At 75.3% G+C, this 16285-nt stretch carries 16 protein-coding genes; 8 read left to right on the forward strand and 8 right to left on the reverse strand.

The window, feature by feature from the left end:
• Positions 1 to 31: 31 nt before the first annotated feature.
• Together def and FKM96_RS17405 are read left to right on the forward strand one after the other, a co-directional pair.
• Positions 32 to 517 carry a peptide deformylase gene (gene def / locus FKM96_RS17400; protein WP_147796301.1) on the forward strand — a complete coding sequence of 162 codons (486 nt, stop codon included), beginning with the start codon at positions 32 to 34 and terminating at the stop codon, positions 515 to 517.
• A gap of 195 nt (positions 518 to 712) precedes the next feature.
• On the forward strand, positions 713 to 1210 hold the full coding sequence (locus tag FKM96_RS17405) for a DUF3145 domain-containing protein (protein WP_147796302.1): 498 nt from the start codon (positions 713 to 715) through the stop codon (positions 1208 to 1210).
• A 183-nt stretch (positions 1211 to 1393) separates the two neighbouring features.
• On the opposite strand, the gene FKM96_RS17410 is transcribed toward FKM96_RS17405, so the two are convergent.
• A complete protein-coding gene (locus FKM96_RS17410; RefSeq protein ID WP_147796303.1) occupies positions 1394 to 2947 on the reverse strand; it encodes a CehA/McbA family metallohydrolase in 1554 nt (517 codons plus the stop codon).
• Between the two features lie 191 nt (positions 2948 to 3138).
• Here FKM96_RS17410 and FKM96_RS17415 point away from each other — a divergent pair, with 191 nt between their 5' ends.
• Genes FKM96_RS17415 through FKM96_RS17425 form a run of 3 tightly spaced genes read left to right on the forward strand, consistent with a single transcriptional unit; the run spans position 3139 to position 6042 of the window.
• Positions 3139 to 3642: an FMN-binding protein gene (locus FKM96_RS17415; protein ID WP_147796304.1), complete on the forward strand. Its 504-nt coding sequence runs from the start codon at positions 3139 to 3141 to the stop codon at positions 3640 to 3642.
• Entirely contained in the window at positions 3629 to 4531 is a 903-nt protein-coding gene (locus FKM96_RS17420; protein ID WP_147796305.1) for an FAD:protein FMN transferase, read from the forward strand. Before FKM96_RS17415 ends, FKM96_RS17420 begins: the two co-directional genes overlap by 14 nt.
• On the forward strand, positions 4528 to 6042 hold the full coding sequence (locus FKM96_RS17425) for an FAD-dependent oxidoreductase (RefSeq protein ID WP_147796306.1): 1515 nt from the start codon (positions 4528 to 4530) through the stop codon (positions 6040 to 6042). Before FKM96_RS17420 ends, FKM96_RS17425 begins: the two co-directional genes overlap by 4 nt.
• Positions 6043 to 6075: 33 nt before the next feature.
• On the opposite strand, the gene FKM96_RS17430 is transcribed toward FKM96_RS17425, so the two are convergent.
• Positions 6076 to 6459 (reverse strand): hypothetical protein, encoded by a 384-nt coding sequence (locus FKM96_RS17430; RefSeq protein WP_147796307.1) that lies wholly within the window; start codon positions 6457 to 6459, stop codon positions 6076 to 6078.
• A gap of 942 nt (positions 6460 to 7401) precedes the next feature.
• On the opposite strand from FKM96_RS17430, the gene FKM96_RS17435 reads away from it, so the two are divergent.
• Positions 7402 to 8361: a hypothetical protein gene (locus FKM96_RS17435; protein ID WP_147796308.1), complete on the forward strand. Its 960-nt coding sequence runs from the start codon at positions 7402 to 7404 to the stop codon at positions 8359 to 8361.
• A gap of 153 nt (positions 8362 to 8514) precedes the next feature.
• Here the strand turns inward: FKM96_RS17435 and FKM96_RS17440 are convergent, their stop codons facing one another.
• Positions 8515 to 8871 (reverse strand): RidA family protein, encoded by a 357-nt coding sequence (locus tag FKM96_RS17440; RefSeq protein ID WP_147796309.1) that lies wholly within the window; start codon positions 8869 to 8871, stop codon positions 8515 to 8517.
• A 159-nt stretch (positions 8872 to 9030) separates the two neighbouring features.
• Between FKM96_RS17440 and FKM96_RS17445 the strand changes: the two genes are divergently transcribed.
• Positions 9031 to 9921, forward strand: a complete 891-nt coding sequence (locus FKM96_RS17445) for a M12 family metallopeptidase (protein ID WP_147796310.1) — start codon at positions 9031 to 9033, stop codon at positions 9919 to 9921.
• 391 nt (positions 9922 to 10312) lie between these two features.
• Positions 10313 to 11263, forward strand: a complete 951-nt coding sequence (locus FKM96_RS17450; RefSeq protein ID WP_147796311.1) for an alpha-L-glutamate ligase — start codon at positions 10313 to 10315, stop codon at positions 11261 to 11263.
• Here FKM96_RS17450 and FKM96_RS17455 read toward each other — a convergent pair.
• From FKM96_RS17455 to FKM96_RS17475, 5 genes are all read right to left on the reverse strand, one after another.
• Positions 11260 to 11607: a hypothetical protein gene (locus tag FKM96_RS17455; RefSeq protein WP_147796312.1), complete on the reverse strand. Its 348-nt coding sequence runs from the start codon at positions 11605 to 11607 to the stop codon at positions 11260 to 11262. The two genes, FKM96_RS17450 and FKM96_RS17455, sit on opposite strands and share 4 nt — an antisense overlap.
• Positions 11608 to 11694: 87 nt before the next feature.
• Positions 11695 to 12453: an SDR family oxidoreductase gene (locus tag FKM96_RS17460; RefSeq protein ID WP_147796313.1), complete on the reverse strand. Its 759-nt coding sequence runs from the start codon at positions 12451 to 12453 to the stop codon at positions 11695 to 11697.
• Between the two features lie 69 nt (positions 12454 to 12522).
• A complete protein-coding gene (gene sigJ, locus FKM96_RS17465; RefSeq protein WP_147796314.1) occupies positions 12523 to 13500 on the reverse strand; it encodes an RNA polymerase sigma factor SigJ in 978 nt (325 codons plus the stop codon).
• A gap of 25 nt (positions 13501 to 13525) precedes the next feature.
• Positions 13526 to 14911, reverse strand: a complete 1386-nt coding sequence (locus FKM96_RS17470) for an NAD(P)/FAD-dependent oxidoreductase (protein WP_147796315.1) — start codon at positions 14909 to 14911, stop codon at positions 13526 to 13528.
• A 97-nt stretch (positions 14912 to 15008) separates the two neighbouring features.
• Positions 15009 to 16247 (reverse strand): beta-ketoacyl synthase, encoded by a 1239-nt coding sequence (locus tag FKM96_RS17475; protein ID WP_147796316.1) that lies wholly within the window; start codon positions 16245 to 16247, stop codon positions 15009 to 15011.
• Between the last annotated feature and the right edge of the window lie 38 nt (positions 16248 to 16285).

Genomic DNA, 16285 nt, shown 5'->3' on the forward strand with positions numbered 1-16285 from the left:
ATGCCGGTCGTGGCATGGAAGAATCGCGGGCATGGCGATGAGAGAGATCCGCGTGGTGGGCGACCCGGTGCTGCGCACCCCGTGCGAGCCGGTGACCACGATCGACGCCCGCGTGAAGGGCCTGGTCGAGGACTTGCTCGAGACGGTCGACCACGAGGGTCGCGCGGGCCTGGCCGCGAACCAGATCGGCGTCGGCCTGCGGGCGTTCTCCTGGAACATCGACGACGAGCTCGGCTACGTGCTGAACCCCACCATCGTCGAGCTGTCCGAGGACTACCAGGACGGCGACGAGGGCTGCCTGTCGGTGCCCGACCTGTGGTTCCCGACCAAGCGCGCCTGGTACGCGCGGGTCGTCGGCACGGACCTGGACGGCAAGGAGGTCGTCGTCGAGGGCGTCGAGCTCATGGCCCGCTGCCTGCAGCACGAGGTCGACCACCTGGACGGCCACCTCTACATCGACCGGCTGGACCGGTCCGTGCGGAAGAAGGCGATGCGCGCCATCCGCGAGACCCTCTGACGGGTCGTCGGGGCGCCCGGAACCCGGACGATCCGGGCATCGAGCAGGTGATGAGGGCCGGAGCGCTGGTGCGCACCGGCCCTCATCAGGCATGCTGTCCTCAGCACGCCGCGCGTGCAGGCTGTGGAGTCACGTGTCCGGTAGGGACGAGGTCGTTGGGGAAGGCGAACCTCGAGCCGATCCGGGAGGGATGACATGGCAGGTGCGATCACCCGCGGTGTTCTTTTCGTGCACTCCGCGCCGCGCGCGCTCTGCCCGCACCTCGAGTGGGCGGCGGGCAACGTGCTGGGCATCCGTCTGTCCATGGACTGGACGGAGCAGCCCGCCGCACCGGGGATGTTCCGTGCCGAGCACTCGTGGCAGGGGACCTCCGGCACTGGCGCGCGCCTCGCGTCGGCCCTGCGTGGCTGGACGCACCTGCGCTACGAGGTCACCGAGGACACGAGCCACGGCAGCGACGGCGCCCGGTGGAGCCACACGCCCGAGCTCGGGATCTTCCACGCCCAGACCGACGTGCACGGCAACGTCGTGGTCCCCGAGGACCGCATCCGCGCGGCGCTCGAGCTGGCCGACGCGCGCGCCGTCCGCGAGGAGCTGGCGCTCGCGCTGGGGCAGGCGTGGGACGACGAGCTGGAGCCGTTCCGGTACGCGGGCGCAGGCGCGCCCGTGCGCTGGCTGCACCGCGTGGGCTGACGCGCCCGGGGTGCGGCGCGAGGGCGTGGCCCCACGGCGCCCGTGCCCCGGCGTGCGGTCACGCCCGCCGAGCGCGGTACCTCGCGTCGAGCGCGGTAGCTGGAGCGACCGCGCTCGGCGCGAGCGACCGCGCTCGGCGCGGCCGCGGTCAGCCGTCGGCGGTCGGCGGGCCACGGTCAGCCGTCAGCGGTAGAAGCGCGCCGCGCGGTCGTACAGGTCCAGGACCTCGTCGCGGCGGGCCGCCGTGGGGAACCGGGCCGGCTCCGCGCGGGCGGCGGCCGCGAGGTCCGCGACCCAGCGGGCGAAGAACGCGCGGTGCTCCGCGGCGTCCGGCCCGGGCCCCTCGACGTGCACGGGGCTCGTGTGGGCGAGCCGGATCGTCCGCGGGTCGGGCTGCCGGGCGCGCGCCGCGACCCACCCGGCGCCGCGCAGGTCGAGGACGGTGTCGAGCACCGGCCCGTCGGAGGCGGCGACGACCCGCCCGTCGACGACGAGCTCCACCCGCACGGGCCCGGGCGCCGACCCGCCGGTCGAGCCGCGCGCCGACGACCCTGCCGGTCCGCCCGGCGTCCCGCCCGCCGCCCCGCCCGGCGCCGTCCGGGCCACCGCCCGCACGCGGTGCCGCCCCGCGGGGACCGTCGCGCCCGGACCGACGCCGCCGACGCGAAGCGCGAGCAGCGGTCCGTTCGTCACCACCGACCGCCCGGCCCGCAGCCCGGCGTAGAAGCCGTCGACGGTGAGCGGCCCCGGCGCCTCGACGTAGACCCGGTCGTACCCGGGCTGTGCGGGCAGCACCCCCGACGCCGACCCGGCCGACGCCGGCAGCCGCAGCCCCAGCCCGAGGTACCGGTACCAGAGCCCGAGCTGGTACCGGGCCGCGCCCTCCGGCCCGGGGTGCGCGGCACGGTCGCGCGGTCGGCCCCACGCCTCGTTGGCCAGCATCCCGCCGGGCACGAAGTGGTTGTTCAGCACGCCGACCGCGTCCGGGGCACCGGTCGCCACCAGCACCGGGGCGTCCCACCAGGTCAGCTTCTCCGCGTCGACGAACGCGCCGGCGGCCCGCGCGGCGTCGATCAGGGTGCGCGCGGGCGGGGACCACCAGTCGTCGGCGCCGGTGCCGGGCAGGTCGGGCACGTCGACGCCGTGCAGCAGCACCGCGCCGCCGCCGCGCTCGTCCTCGGTCACGGGCGCGACCGCGTGCCGGTCGCCGTCGACGGTCAGCGCGGCCCGCGGCACCCCGCCGGCCCCTGTCGGCCGGCCGCCGACGGTCGCCGGCGCCTGCTCGTTCCACCGCGTGACGAACGCCCCCACGTGCAGGTCCTCCGCCCGCAGCACGGCCGCGGCGTCGGCGAGCGGCCGGTGCACGTGCAGGTCGCCCGACCACCACCCGTCGGCGGCCAGGTCGGCCCACCGCTCCGGCACGCACGCGACCCGCGCCCCGCCCGTCCTGACGTCGACGACCCGCTCGACGCGCCGGTGCTCCGGCCCGCGCTCGACGACCACGGAGCACGTCCCGCGCGGCACGGGCACCTCGGCGGCTCCGTCGACGAGGAAGTGGGCGGTGTACCCGGGCTCGATCGCGGAGCCGTCCGTCGGGTCGAGGTCCATCCCGAGCACGCCCGGGCGGTCGCTCGCCGTCCGGTCCCGGACGGCGTCCTCGGGCGCGTGCCACGCCCCGTCCGGCCCGTGCACGGTCACCCGCGCGGGCCTGCCGGTCTCGATGATCAGCGTCGGCACGCGTCGACCGTAGCGAGCGCCCCGGGGCGTCCCGCAACATCGCCGTGACCAGAAGTTCACCGGATGATGAGCGCGTGCAGCGCTCGTTCCCAGGCCGTTCCCAGGATGCGTGCCTAGCGTCGTCTGTCACACCCAATGTGATCGGATTCAACCAAGGGGTCCCGGGGGCCGGGACCAGGGGAGGACGACCCATGGCGCACACCACCCGACGCCGCACGCTCGGCCTGATGTCCGGCCTGTCCGTCCTCGTGGCGCTGGCCGCCTGCAGCAACGCGGACGCGGCCACCGAGGACGACGCGCAGTCGTCCGGCAGCACCCAGTCCGACGCCGGCTCCGGCAGCACCGCCGACGGGACGGCCGGCGCCGGCACCGACGGCACGGCCGGCTCGTCGTCCGGCGGGTTCGCCGACGGCACCTACACGGCCGAGGGCTCGTACTCGACGCCCGGCGGCGAGGAGTCGATCTCGGTCGACCTGACCGTCGCCGACGGCGTCGTGACCGACGTGACCGTCACCCCGGAGGCGAGCGGCGGCAACGCGGCCCGGTTCCAGGACGAGTTCGCCTCGGGCATCTCCGACGAGGTCGTGGGCCAGGAGCTCGCCGGGCTGTCGGTCGACAAGGTGTCCGGCTCGTCGCTGACCGGCGACGGGTTCAACGCGGCGCTCGACCAGATCCGGGCCGATGCCGCGGCCTGAGGCCACCGCGGCCTTCGACGCCATCGGCACCCGCTGGACGATCGACAGCGCGGAGCCGCTGCCGGAGCCCGTCCTGCGCGCCGTGCGGGAGCGGATCGACCGGTTCGACCGGGACTGGTCCCGGTTCCGCGACGACTCCTGGGTGGCGGAGGTCGCCCGCGGCGGTCCCGGCGCGTACCGGCTGCCCGACGACGCCGGGCCGCTGCTGGACGCCTACGACGCGGCGGCGCGGGCCACGGACGGCGCGGTCAGCGCGCTGGTCGGGCGCGCGCTGGAGGGGCTCGGCTACGACGCGGCGTACACGCTACGCCCGCGCCGGGACGCCGAGGGCGCCCTGCTCACGGCCCCGGCACCCGACTGGCGAGCCGCGGCCCGGCGGGACGGCGCGACGCTCACGCTGGACGAGCCCGCGCTCATCGACGTCGGCGCGGGCGGCAAGGGCTACCTGGTCGACCTGGTCTCGGGCGTGCTCGCGGCCCACGGGGTCGGGGAGCACGTGGTGGACGCGGGCGGGGACCTGCGCGTCGCCGGCCTGGGCGCCGCGACCGGAGCCCTGACCGTCGCGCTCGAGGACCCCCGGGACACCGGCCGCGCCGTCGGCGTGCTCCGGCTGTCCGAGGGCGCCCTGTGCGGGTCGGCGACCAACCGGCGCGCCTGGGGCGAGGGCCTGCACCACGTCGTCGACGCCCGCACCGGCGCGCCGACCGCGGACGTGCTGGCCACCTGGGCGGTCGGCGGCTCGGCCCTGACCGCCGACGTCGCCGCGACCGCCCTGTTCTTCGCCGACCCGGACCTGGTCGCGTCCCGGTTCGGCGTTCGCTACGTGGTGCTGCGCGCCGACGGGAGCCTGCGCTGGTCCCTCGGCCTGGACGGGGAGGTGTTCGCGTGAGCGCGTTCGCGGGGCTGGACGAGCGGCTGGGCCGCGTGACGATGTACCGGCTGCTGACGCTGGGGCTGTCCGCCCTGGCGGTCGTGGCGCTGGTGCTGGCGGCGACGGACCGGATCTTCCTCGACCCCGGGGCGATGGTGGTGAGCGCGGCGGTGGCCGTGGCCGCGTCGGTCGCGAGCGCGTGGGGCGCCGCGTTGGCGTTCCGCACGCGCCCGCACACCGAGTCGGCGATCATCACCGGCCTGATCCTGTTCTTCCTGTTCTGGCCGACCCTCGACGCCCGGTACCTCGGCACGCTGGCCCTGGCCGCCCTGCTGGCGAACGCGTCCAAGTACGTCCTGGCCTGGCGCGGCCGGCACCTGCTCAACCCCGCGGCCGTCGGCGCGCTGCTGGTCGGCCTCACGGGCTGGGACGCGACGACGTGGTGGGTCGCGGACCGCTGGCTGCTCGTGCCGGTGGCGCTGCTGACCCTCGTGGTCGTGGTCCGGACCCGGCGGTACGCGCTCGTCGGTACGTTCGTCGCCGTGGCGGTGCTGGCCGTCGCGGTGCGGCTGGTCGCCGAGGGCTCCGCCCCCGGGTCCGCGGTGTCGACCGCCCTGGTGTCGTACCCGATCCTGTTCCTCGGCGGCGTCATGCTGACCGAGCCGCTGACCCTGCCGCCGCGCCGGTGGCAGCAGCTGGTCGAGGCGGTCGTCGTCGGCGCGCTGATGGCTGTGTCGTACCACGTCGGCCCGCTGTACAGCACGCCCGAGGCGGCGCTGGTCGTGGGCAACCTCATCGGGTTCGCCTGGGGGCAGCGCGGGGCCGTGCGACTCACGCTGACCCGGTCGACCCGGCTCACCCCGCGCACCGTCGAGCTCGCGTTCCGCGCCGACCGCCCCGTGCGGTTCCGGCCCGGCCAGTACGTCGAGCTGACCGTCCCGCACGCCCGGCCGGACAGCCGCGGCACCCGGCGGGTGTTCAGCGTGTCCTCCGCGCCGTCCGCGGACGAGCTGACCGTGGCGCTGACCGTCCCGGAGAAGGCGAGCACGTTCAAGCGGGCGCTCGGCGCCCTGCCGGTCGGGTCCCGGGTCCGGGCGACCGGCCTGGGCGGCGACTTCGTCCTGCCCGACGACGCGGCGCGGCCCCTGCTGCTCGTGGCGGGCGGCATCGGGATCACGCCGTTCGCGTCCCAGCTCGCGGCGCTGGCGGCCGCGGGGGAGCGGCGCGACGTGGTGCTGGTGCACGGGGTCACCGACCACGCGGACCTGGCCTACGCCGACGCGGCCCGGGCCGCTGGCGCGCGGGTGCTGGTGCTGTCCCCGACGCCGGACCTCGACAGCCTGCCGGCCGGGGCGGTGCACCTCGGCGAGGCCCGGCTGAGCGCCGAGCTGCTGACCGAGGCGGTGCCGGACCTGGACCAGCGGGACGCGTACGTCTCGGGGCCGCCGGCGATGGTCGACGGCACCCGGGCGCTGCTGCGGCGCGCCGGGGCGCGGCGGGTGCGGACGGACGCGTTCAGCGGGTACTGAGCTGCGTGAGGCGCGAGACGACAGGTCGGCAAGTCACGAGTGCTCGGCGCGCCGGATGAGTCCGTGAACCGTGACCAGGCCGGTGAGCGCTTCGACTGCGTTCGCGAGCTGCTCGGTCACGTACTTCACCTCGAGCGTGATCTCGGGCTGCCCATCGGGGCGGGTGTTCTCCCCGAACGCGGAGAGGAACTCGTCAGGAACCCGCTGGTACATCGACCGCGCGGCGCGCAGCGCGGAGCGGGTCCACCGGCATCGAACACCCTCCACACCCGTTGTCGCGCGCAGTGCCGCGACGGGCGGGGTCTCATCGAACACGCACACCACGATGCGGCGCGTCGGCGTGCACTCGACGCGCCACGTCGCCAAGTGGCCGGACGCCGCGAGGTGATCCACCGCGGTACGGACCCGATCCGGCACGCCGGGCGTCGTCGTCCCGATCGGTGTGGGATCAGGCGCAGCGGGCGAGTCGGACGCCGTGACCTCGCGGACCGCAATCCGATGCCCATCCCACAGGCCACGGACGTCGACCAGCTCCCCTTGTAGCCGTTCAGGCGTCGGCGGGGCGGTGCGAACCGCCCAGGGCAGGTCGAGGGTCGGGACGGGCTCCTACTGGGCGCCCTCTCGCCGCAGCACGAGCCCGTGTCCGTCTGGAGTGGTCAGCGGCCATCCCGAGGTGGTGACGAGGGTCCCGGGGATGACGTACACAGCTGCTCCTCGCTCCGGATCAGTAGTTCGTGCCGACCATGACCAGCCAGTAGTACGAGACCGGGCACGTGAGCGTGGCCCGACGCTCGCACTCCCAGCGGGTGATGTCCGGCCGCACGCTCTTCAGGTAGCTCTTGCGGCTCTCGCAGTTCGCAGCCGACGTGATCGTGAAGCTGTCCTATGGGGTCCAGGTCACCACCTGCGGCGGGACGTGCGCCGGCCATGACGAGGAGCAGGGCGAGCGCGAAGCCCGCCATGGCGATCTTGCTGCGCCGGCTCGAACGGATCAGAGATCGCGGATCTCATCTGTGTTGCCCCCTCAGCCCGAGGCGTGTGCGGACCTCATGCCCACGATCAACGCCCCCGACGGTCCCGGCTGCCGTCTCGTGTCCGAGGCTCTCGAACCCGCATGTGTGGGCCTCCTCTGGTGACGTCTGCTCGAGCCCGCGCTCTGCCCTCGGACGCATCATGCCCCTCCACCCGCGCGGTCGGCGCAGGCCGCTCACGACCCGGGCTGACGCCTCGCGCTTCGGACAGAAGTCCCCTTGTGGTCGCGAGATAGGTCACACGCGTTTCACCCGTAGATTGCTCCCGCGAGGAGCAGGCTGCATTCGGGCCTCACGAACGTCGCGAGGTCGAGAAGGGGGCTTTCCCATGACTCACGAAGGCCGGCGACGCCCACGCGCCGCTGCCGCACTTCTGCTGGCGACCTCGGCCTGTCTCCTCATCGGTGTCGCGGTCCCGGCGCTCAGGGCGTACCTCATCATCGCGGCGATTCTTTTCGCGGCCGGCGCTGTCGTGTCGGCGTGGCGCCATCGCAGCACTGATGTGCGCAAGTCTGGCGCGGCGCGTGTGACGGTGACCGCGCTCGCGCTCGCGCTGACTGCGACCGCGCTGGGGTCAGCGCACTGGACGAACAGCTCGACCACGTTCGAGGCTGCGGCGACCGGCGTCGCGGCGCCGACGAGGGCCCTCCAGACCGTGAGTGCCGCGGTCCCGGAGACGCAGGTGCTGGACGTCGACGAGCTGACCACCGACAGCCGGCTGCGTCCGGTCGTGCAGAAGGCGGCTGACGTGCAGCCCGTGAGCGACAGGGCGAGCGACAGCCGGATCGAGCTCGCCCAGGGGCTCGGGTACGAGCCTCAGAGCGGTCTGACCCTGGACTGGGCGAACGCCGTCGCGCAGGACCTCGACGGCATCGAGGCCGTCACGGTGCCCCTCAGCGGCACAGACCTGCCGATGACGACGAAGGTCGCGTTCATGGCGACCGAGCAGGGCATGGGGATCGTCGAGATGGCCTCGTCGATGATCGACCCCGAGTCCGCCGGGATGAAGATCTGGCAGGACGGGACGCTCGTCAAGGACGTCGTCGTCACCACCTCGGACGAGGCGGAGTCCGATGGCACGTTCCACACGGTCGGATGGAGCATCAACAAGTTCAAGAAGTGCCTGAGCGACGCCGGGCTCGTCGGCGTGACGATCGGCCTGATCGCCGCGGCGTGCGGCGTCGTCTGCGCCGCCACCGCCGGAGCCGGGTGCCTCATCTGCGCCGCGGGCATCCTGGGCGGGAACGTCGGCATGGTGGGGACCTGCGCCGTCAAGGCCCGCACCTGACCGAGCGTTCCGCGAGCGTCGAGTGCCCCGTCCCTCCCCGGAACGGGGCACTCGTGCGTCCGGGCGCAAGTCGGCGATCTGGCTCAGTGGGCTCGCTCGCGCGCGGAGGGGCGAGGCCGGGCCCGCGCCGGCGGTGCGGCGGGTCGCGCCCGCTCAGCCCGCCCGGTGCGCCACCGCGTCGAGCTGGAACCGCAGCCGCTCGTGCGCGAATGCCGTCTGGATCGACTTCCGCGCCGGGTAGCCCGCCACGAGCCGCTCGCGGAACACCGCCTCCATCGCCGGGATCTCCCAGATGTCCGCGAACAGCGCGTCGACCTGCACCACGTCGGCGAGCGACAGGCCGAGCGTGGCCAGCCGGGCCTCCAGGGTGTCGAGGGCGCCGTGCACCTGCTCGGTCGTCGTGCCGGTCGTGCTGCCGACGCAGGAGGAGACGAACACGAGGCCGCCGGCCTCGACCATCCCGGCGTGCGCCCAGCCCTCGTGGATCTCGTGCCGGGTGATCGCGTCCATGGGAGTCGACGCTACGCACGGGCCCGGGGGACGGCGCGGGCCGAACGGCCCGGACCGCCCGCTCATCCGCGCGGGGTGACGCGCCCGCGCGCACCGCGCGGAGCCTGGGACCCGGCGTCGGTGCCGGCGCCGCCGGCAACCTCAGGGGGAGGGCCCGACATGTCGCCGAGCCAGGAAGGACCGGAGGGCGAGTTCCGCTCCTCCGACGACGTGCGCACCGCGTTCATCTCCGGCAACAACTTCCGCGCCCAGGTCGTCCGCTACGTCGACATCGACGGGGACGCGATCTTCGAGGGCGACATCGTGCTCGGCCCGGTCGACCAGGTGGAGCGCGAGTCCGAGCAGCTCAAGGCGGAGCTGCGCGGCGAGCTCGAGTCCGGCGTGATCATCACCGGCGACCAGTTCCGGTGGCCGGGGTGCCTGGTCCCGTACGACATCGACCCCACGCTGACCGACCAGGCGCGGGTCACCGAGGCGATCGCGCACTGGCAGCAGAACACCAACTTCAGGTTCGTGGAGCGCACCGCGGCGAACGCGGCGTCCCACCCGAACTGGGTCACGTTCCGGCCGGGCAGCGGGTGCTCGTCGTCGGTCGGGATGCGCGGGGGCCAGCAGTTCATCAACCTCGCGGGCGGGTGCGACCGGGGGCGGACGATCCACGAGATCGGGCACGCCGTCGGGCTGTGGCACGAGCAGTCCCGGGCCGACCGGGACGCCTTCGTGACGATCAACTGGGCCAACATCCAGGCGGGTTTCGAGCACAACTTCAACCAGCACATCACCGACGGCGACGACGTCGGCGCCTACGACTACGGCTCGATCATGCACTACCCGCGGGACGCGTTCGGCGTCGGGGGCGCGGAGACGATCACCCCCGTCGACCCCGCCGCGCAGATCGGCCAGCGGGTGGCCCTGAGCGCGGGCGACATCGCCGCGGCGAACGTGCTCTGCCCCGGGAAGTCGCCGGCCGAGACGCTCAAGGAGCTCGGCCCGGAGACGCTGAAGGAGCGGCTGCCGGAGACGCTCAAGGAGCTGCAGCCGGAGACCTGAAGGAGCTCGCCCCGGAGACGCTGAAGGAACGCCTGCCGGAGACGCTCAAGGAGCTGCAGCCCGAGACCGTCAAGGAGCGCATCCCCGAGACGATCAAGGAACGGATCGAGACGATCCGGGAGAACCTCGGCGGCTTCACGCTGCAGGAGGGCGCGCTCCCCGGGCCGGGCGGGCGCGTCGTCGACCCGGGGCAGCTCGCGGGCCGCGTCCCGTTCGCCCTCGGCACGCCGCACGCGGGCACCCCGGGCGCCGCGGGCACCGCGGGCGCGTCCGACGCCGGGTCCCCGGACGTCCTGGCCCGGCTCGCCGCGCTCGAGGCGGCTGTCGACGCCCTCGCGGCCGAGCAGGCGGCGCTCGTCGACCAGGTCGTGCAGCTCGTCGACCCCGGGCAGTGAGCGGGGTGATCGTCGTCGTCTCGCACCCCGCGGACGTCCATGCGACCGCCGTGGTCGGCCGGCTGGCGTCCTGGGGCCGGGAGACGTACCTGCTCGACTACGCGCGGTTCGGGCGCGACCTGACGCTCACCCTCGACCCCGCGGGCGCGGGTGGCCCGGCGGTGCGGGTGGCCGACGCGCGCGGCGTCACCGACCTCACGGACGCGACCGCGGTGTGGTGGCGGCGCCCGCAGCTCGTCGACGTCGGCGGGATCGCCGACGACGACGCCCGGGGGTTCGCGTACGGGGAGTGGCACGCGGCGCTCGGCGGCCTGCACGAGCTGCTGCCGTGCCCGTGGATGAACCCGCCGCCGCTCGACGCCGCCGCGTCGCACAAGTCGACGCAGCTCGCGGTCGCCCGCGGGCTCGGGCTCCGGGTGCCGGAGACGATGATGACGTCCGACCCGGCGGAGGCCCGGGCGTTCGTCGAGCGGGTGGGCGTCGGGTCGGTGGTCTACAAGATCTTCGCGGCGACCGAGCGGGTGTGGCGCGAGACCCGGCGGCTGCGCCCCGACGACCTCGCGCTCCTGGACTCGCTCCCGCTGGCGCCGGTGATCTTCCAGGAGTTCGTCCCCGCGCGCGCCGACCTCCGGGTGACCGTCGTCGGCGACCGGCTGTTCCCGCTCGCGATCGACAGCAGCGGCACGGGGTACGACGCGGACTTCCGGCTGCACCTCGCCCGCGCCCGCACCGGGGCCGCCGACCTGCCCGAGGACGTCGCCGACCGGCTGCGCGCGCTGATGAAGCGGTTCGGGCTGGTGTACGGCGCGGTCGACCTCCGGCTCACGCCCGAGGGGGAGTACGTGTTCCTCGAGGTGAACCCGGCGGGCGAGTTCCTGTTCGCGGAGCACGGCTCGGGGCTGCCCCTCACGGACGCCGTCGCCGGCTGGCTGGCCGCGCCCGGCTAGATCGCGACGACCGGGAGGTCGACCTCGGGAGTCGCCGGGTCCCGCGGCACCGCCACCGACTGCGTCGAGACCAGGTCCGCGTGCGAGGTGCGCTCGGCGCCGCTCACCGCGACGCGCGCCCAGACGACGAGGTCGGCCGTGCTCGCCAGGAGGTCGTCGGGGGCGTCCACGGCGACCGTCGCGATCGTCCGGGTGCCGTCGTCGACCGCCTCGGCGTCGACGCCCGCGACCAGCACGCTCGCCGCGTCCTGCTCGGTGACGTCCCGCACCTCGACCCGCACGGGGGTGCCCGGCGCCGGGCGGGGGCCCGCGCCGGCCGCGACGACGCGCACGGTCAGCTGCACGCCCGCGACGCTACACCCGGGGGTGCGCGGGGGCCCGGCACGCGCGCCCGCCCCTCGCGCCCGCCGCGGCCCACGAGCCCCGGGGTCTCACGACGCCCCCGCCCCGCCCGCCACCGGCACCCCGGCCACCGGGTAGGGCCGCCCGCCCCGGCGGTGCGCGCCGAGCGGCACCAGCGCCTCGGCGGACTCGGCGCCGAGCGACGTGCCGTCGACCGTCACCACGTCGCGCGGGTCCGAGCGGTCGGCGAGCGTGGCGCGGAGCAGGTCGTCGAGCCGGTAGCGGTCCGGCCCGGCGAGGTCGACCGTGTCCTGGAGCGGCGCCCCCTGCGCGACGTCGGCGAGCAGCGCGACGACGTCCTCGACCGCGACGGGCTGCAGCAGCGTGCCGGTGGCCCGCACGGCGCCGTCGGCGGTCAGCCAGTCCGCGATCGTCGGGACGAAGTCGTGGAACTGCGTGGCGCGCACGATCGTGAACGGCACGTCGCCCTCCCGCACCGCGTCCTCCTGCGCGACCTTGCCCGCGAAGTACCCGTTCGCCAGCGCGCGGTCGGCCCCGACGACGGAGAGCAGCACGTGGTGGCGGACACCGGTGCTGAGCTCCGCGGCGAGCAGGCGCTCCGTGGTGCCGCGGAAGAAGGCCGTCGCGGCCGCGGCGTCCATCTCGGGGGTGTTGAGCACGTCGACCACGACGTCGGCGCCCCGGACGGCGTCCCCGACGCCCGCGCCGGTCACCGGGTCGAACCCGTCGCGCCGCGACCCGACCACCACCTCGTGCCCGAGCTCCCGCAGCCGGGCCGTCAGCCGGCTCCCGACGTGGCCGGTGCCCCCGGCGACGAGCATCCTCATGGCGATCCCTCCCGGACGGCGCCCTGCCGGCCTCGGGAGGATGACGACGCGACGCCCGCCGGTGTGAGGTCAGGCGGACCAGGTGGTGAGCTTCCCGGGGTTGACCTGCAGCCACAGGTCCGTGATCAGGCCGCCGCGCACCCGGGCGTTGACCAGAGCCTGGACCTGCCCGCCGTCCTCCAGGGCGAACGCCAGGCCGTCCCCGGTGCGCCGGGCGGCCAGGACCGCCGAGGGCCGCTTCCGGACGATGCCGAGCAGGAACCGGGCGACGTGGTCGACGCCCAGCACCGGCCGCCGCGCGGCGCTGACGACCCCGCCGCCGTCCGCCCGCAGCGTCACCGACGGGTCCAGCAGCCCGGTGAGCGCGGCGAGGTCCCCGCCGGCGGCCGCGGCCACGAACGCCGCCAGCACCTCGTCGTGCTCCCGGGTCCCGCGGCCGGGGTCGGCGTCGTGCGCCCGGACGCGGCGCCGGGCGGAGGTGGCGAGCTGCCGGACGGCCGCCGGGCTCCGGCCGACGACCGCGGCGATCTCGTCGAACGGCAGGGCGAACACGTCGTGCAGCACGAAGGCGACGCGCTCCGCGGGCGTCATGGCCTCCATCACGACGAGCAGCGCGGTGCTCACCTCCTCGTCGAGCGACACCCGGTCGGCCGGGTCCCCGTCGGCCGGCGCGGGCGACCGGCCGGCGACGCCCGAGAACAGGTCGGCCGGCACCGGCTCCGGGAGCCACTCGCCGACGTACCGTTCGCGGCGGGCCCGCGCGGACCCGAGCACGTCGAGGCACACCCGGCTCATCACCCGGGTGAGCCAGCCCTGGGGGTTCCGGACGGCCGCGCGCTCCGCGTCGGTCATCCGGTACCAGCGGACGTACGTCTCCTGGACGGCGTCCTCCGCCTCGGCGAGCGTGCCGAGCATCCGGTAGCCGATCGCGAGCAGCCGGCGGCGCTCGGCGAGCACGTCGGGGAGGTCGTCCGGGGCGGGGCCCGGGTCGCCGCCCGGGTCGGCGTGGACGCCGACCGGGTCCACGCCGGGTGCGCGCTCGCTCATCTCCGCGTGTCCTCCCCGTCGCCCGTCACGCTGCGGCGATCGTGGCACGGTCGGCCGCGCGGGGACCCGCCGACGCGTCGACGGGCGTGGCCGCGGGTTCGGGGGCGCCGCCGGTGACGAACGCGCGCCGCGGGTCGACGACGGCGCCGAGCGAGGCGATGTCCCGGCCCCCGAGCGCCGCGCCCAGCCAGACCAGCAGGACGCGGACCTTCCGCTCCCAGGTCGGCACGGCGAGCACGTGGTAGCCGCGGTGGGCGAGCCAGGCGAGGGGGCCGGTGAGCACCAGCCGGCGGTACTGGAACACGCCCTGGTGCCGGCCGAGCGTGGCGACGACCCCGAGGCTGTGGTGCACGTAGTCCCGCGGTCGGCGGCCGCGCAGCGTCGCGACGAGGTTCGCGGCGAGCAGCCGGCCCTGCCGGACCGCGTGCTGCGCGTTCGGGACGGTCAGCGCCCCGGGCGCCCCGGCCAGGTCCGGGACGGCCGCGTCGTCGCCCGCCGCCCACGCGTCCGGGACCACGGCGCCGTCCTCGTCCTCGACGCGCAGGTCGGCGCGCACCCGCACCAGGCCGCGCGCGGTGACGGGCAGGTCGGTGTGCCGGCTCACGACCGGGTTCGCGGCGTTGCCGGCCGTCCAGACGACGAGGCCGGTGTCGAACTCCTCGCCGGTGGACAGCACCACGTGCCCCGCCACGGCGGACAGCAGCTGCGCGCCGAGGTGCACCCGGGCGCCGCGCCCGCGCAGGTGCCGCACGACCCACGCGCCCGGCGCATCGGTGACCTCGGGCAGGATCCGGTCGCGGGCCTCGACGAGGTGGAACGTGAGGTCCTCCGGGCCGAGCTCCGGGTACGACGCCAGCAGCGAGGTCGCCAGCGAGAGGGTCTCGCCGAAGGCCTCGACGCCGGAGAAGCCGCCGCCGACGAACGTGAACGTGAGCAGCCGGCGCCGCTCCGGGCCGGGAGGCAGGACCGCCGCCCGGTCGAACGCGGTCAGCACGTGGTCGCGCACGGCCACCGCCTCCTCGACCTGCTTCAGCCCGATGGCCGTGTCGACCAGCCCGGGGATCGGCAGCGTGCGGGTCACGGCGCCCGCGGTCACGACGACCACGTCGTAGGCGAGGTCGAACGGCAGGCCGTCCCGCGGCGCCACCGTCACCGTCCGTGCCGCGTGGTCGATCCGCGTCACCGCCCCGGCCACCAGGCGGGTCCGGCGCAGGTGCCGGCGCAGCGGCACGGTGGCGTGCCGGGCCTCGACGGAGCCCGAGGCCACCTCGGGGAGGAACGGCTGGTACGTCATGTACGGGCGCGGGTCGATCACGGTGACCCGCGCCTCGCCCCGGCGGAGCCTCTTCTCGAGCCCCCATGCGGCGTAGAACCCGGCGTACCCACCACCGACGACGACGACGTGCTTCACGGCTGCGACCCCTCTCCCTGTCCGGTCGCCTGCATGACGACGCAGGGTCCCGGGATGTGAGGTCGGGGGAAGGAGCGCAGGGCCGAGGCCCCGGGGGTCAGGCGTTCGTGACCACCAGGGCCACGTTGTGGCCGCCGAAGCCGAACGAGTTGTTGACCACCGCGATGTCGCCCTCGGGCAGCGCGCGCGGGGTGTCCCGGACCAGGTCGAGCACGAGCTCCGGGTCCGGCTTCTCGACGTTGATCGTCGGCGGGGCCTGGCGGTCGTGCACCGCGAGCACCGAGAACACGGTCTCGAGCGCGCCGGCGCCGCCGAGCAGGTGGCCGGTCATCGACTTGGTGGCGGACAGCGCGACCTGGTCGGCGTCGGCGCCGAGGGTCTCGCGGACGCCGCGGGCCTCGATGAGGTCGCCGACGACGGTCGAGGTGGCGTGCGCGTTGACGTGCCGCACGTCCGCCGTGCCGATGCCCGCGTCCTTCATCGCCATCCGCATCGCGGCGATCTGGCCGCGGCCCGTCGGCTCGGGGGAGGTGATGTGGTAGCCGTCCGAGGACAGGCCGACGCCGGCGATCTCGGCGTACACCTTCGCGCCGCGGGCGCGGGCGTGCTCCTCGGACTCGACGACGACGATGCCGGAGCCCTCGCCGATGACGAAGCCGTCGCGGTCGACGTCGTAGGGGCGCGAGGCGCGGGCCGGGTCGTCGGAGCGGGTCGACAGCGTGCGGGACGCGGCGAACGCGGCCATCGGCATCGGGTGGATCGTCGCCTCGGTGCCGCCGGCGATGACGACGTCCGCGCGGCCGCTGCGGATCATGTCGACGGCGTAGCCGATCGCCTCGGCGCCGGAGGCGCAGGCCGACACCAGGGCGTGCGCCCCGGCGCGGGCGCCGAACTCCAGCTCGACGTACGCGGACGGCGAGTTCGGCATGAGCATGGGGACGGTCATCGGCAGGACGCGGCGGGCGCCCTTCTCGCGCAGGGTGTCCCACGCGTCGAGGGTGGTCCAGATGCCGCCGATGCCGGAGGACACGACCACGCCGAGCCGGTCGGGGTCGACCTCGGGCGAGCCGGCGTCGGCCCACGCCTCGCGGGACGCGATGATCGCGTACTGCGCCGAGGGGTCCATCTTCTTCATCTCGGGCCGGGGGAGGACCTCCTCCGGGCGGACCGCGAGCGTGGCGGCGAAGTCGACCGGGAGGCCGTACTTCTCCGACCAGTCGTTGTCCAGGGTGCGCGCGCCCGACGTGCCGGCCAGGGCGGCCTGCCAGGTGGTGGGGACGTCCCCGCCGAGCGGGGTCGTGGCGCCGAGGCCGGTGACGACGACTCGCGTGCTCATGAGGTGCTCCTGGGTGTCGGGTGCGTGCGGGTGGTTCG

The organism is Cellulomonas sp. Y8, from assembly GCF_008033115.1.
Lineage (GTDB): Bacteria > Actinomycetota > Actinomycetes > Actinomycetales > Cellulomonadaceae > Cellulomonas.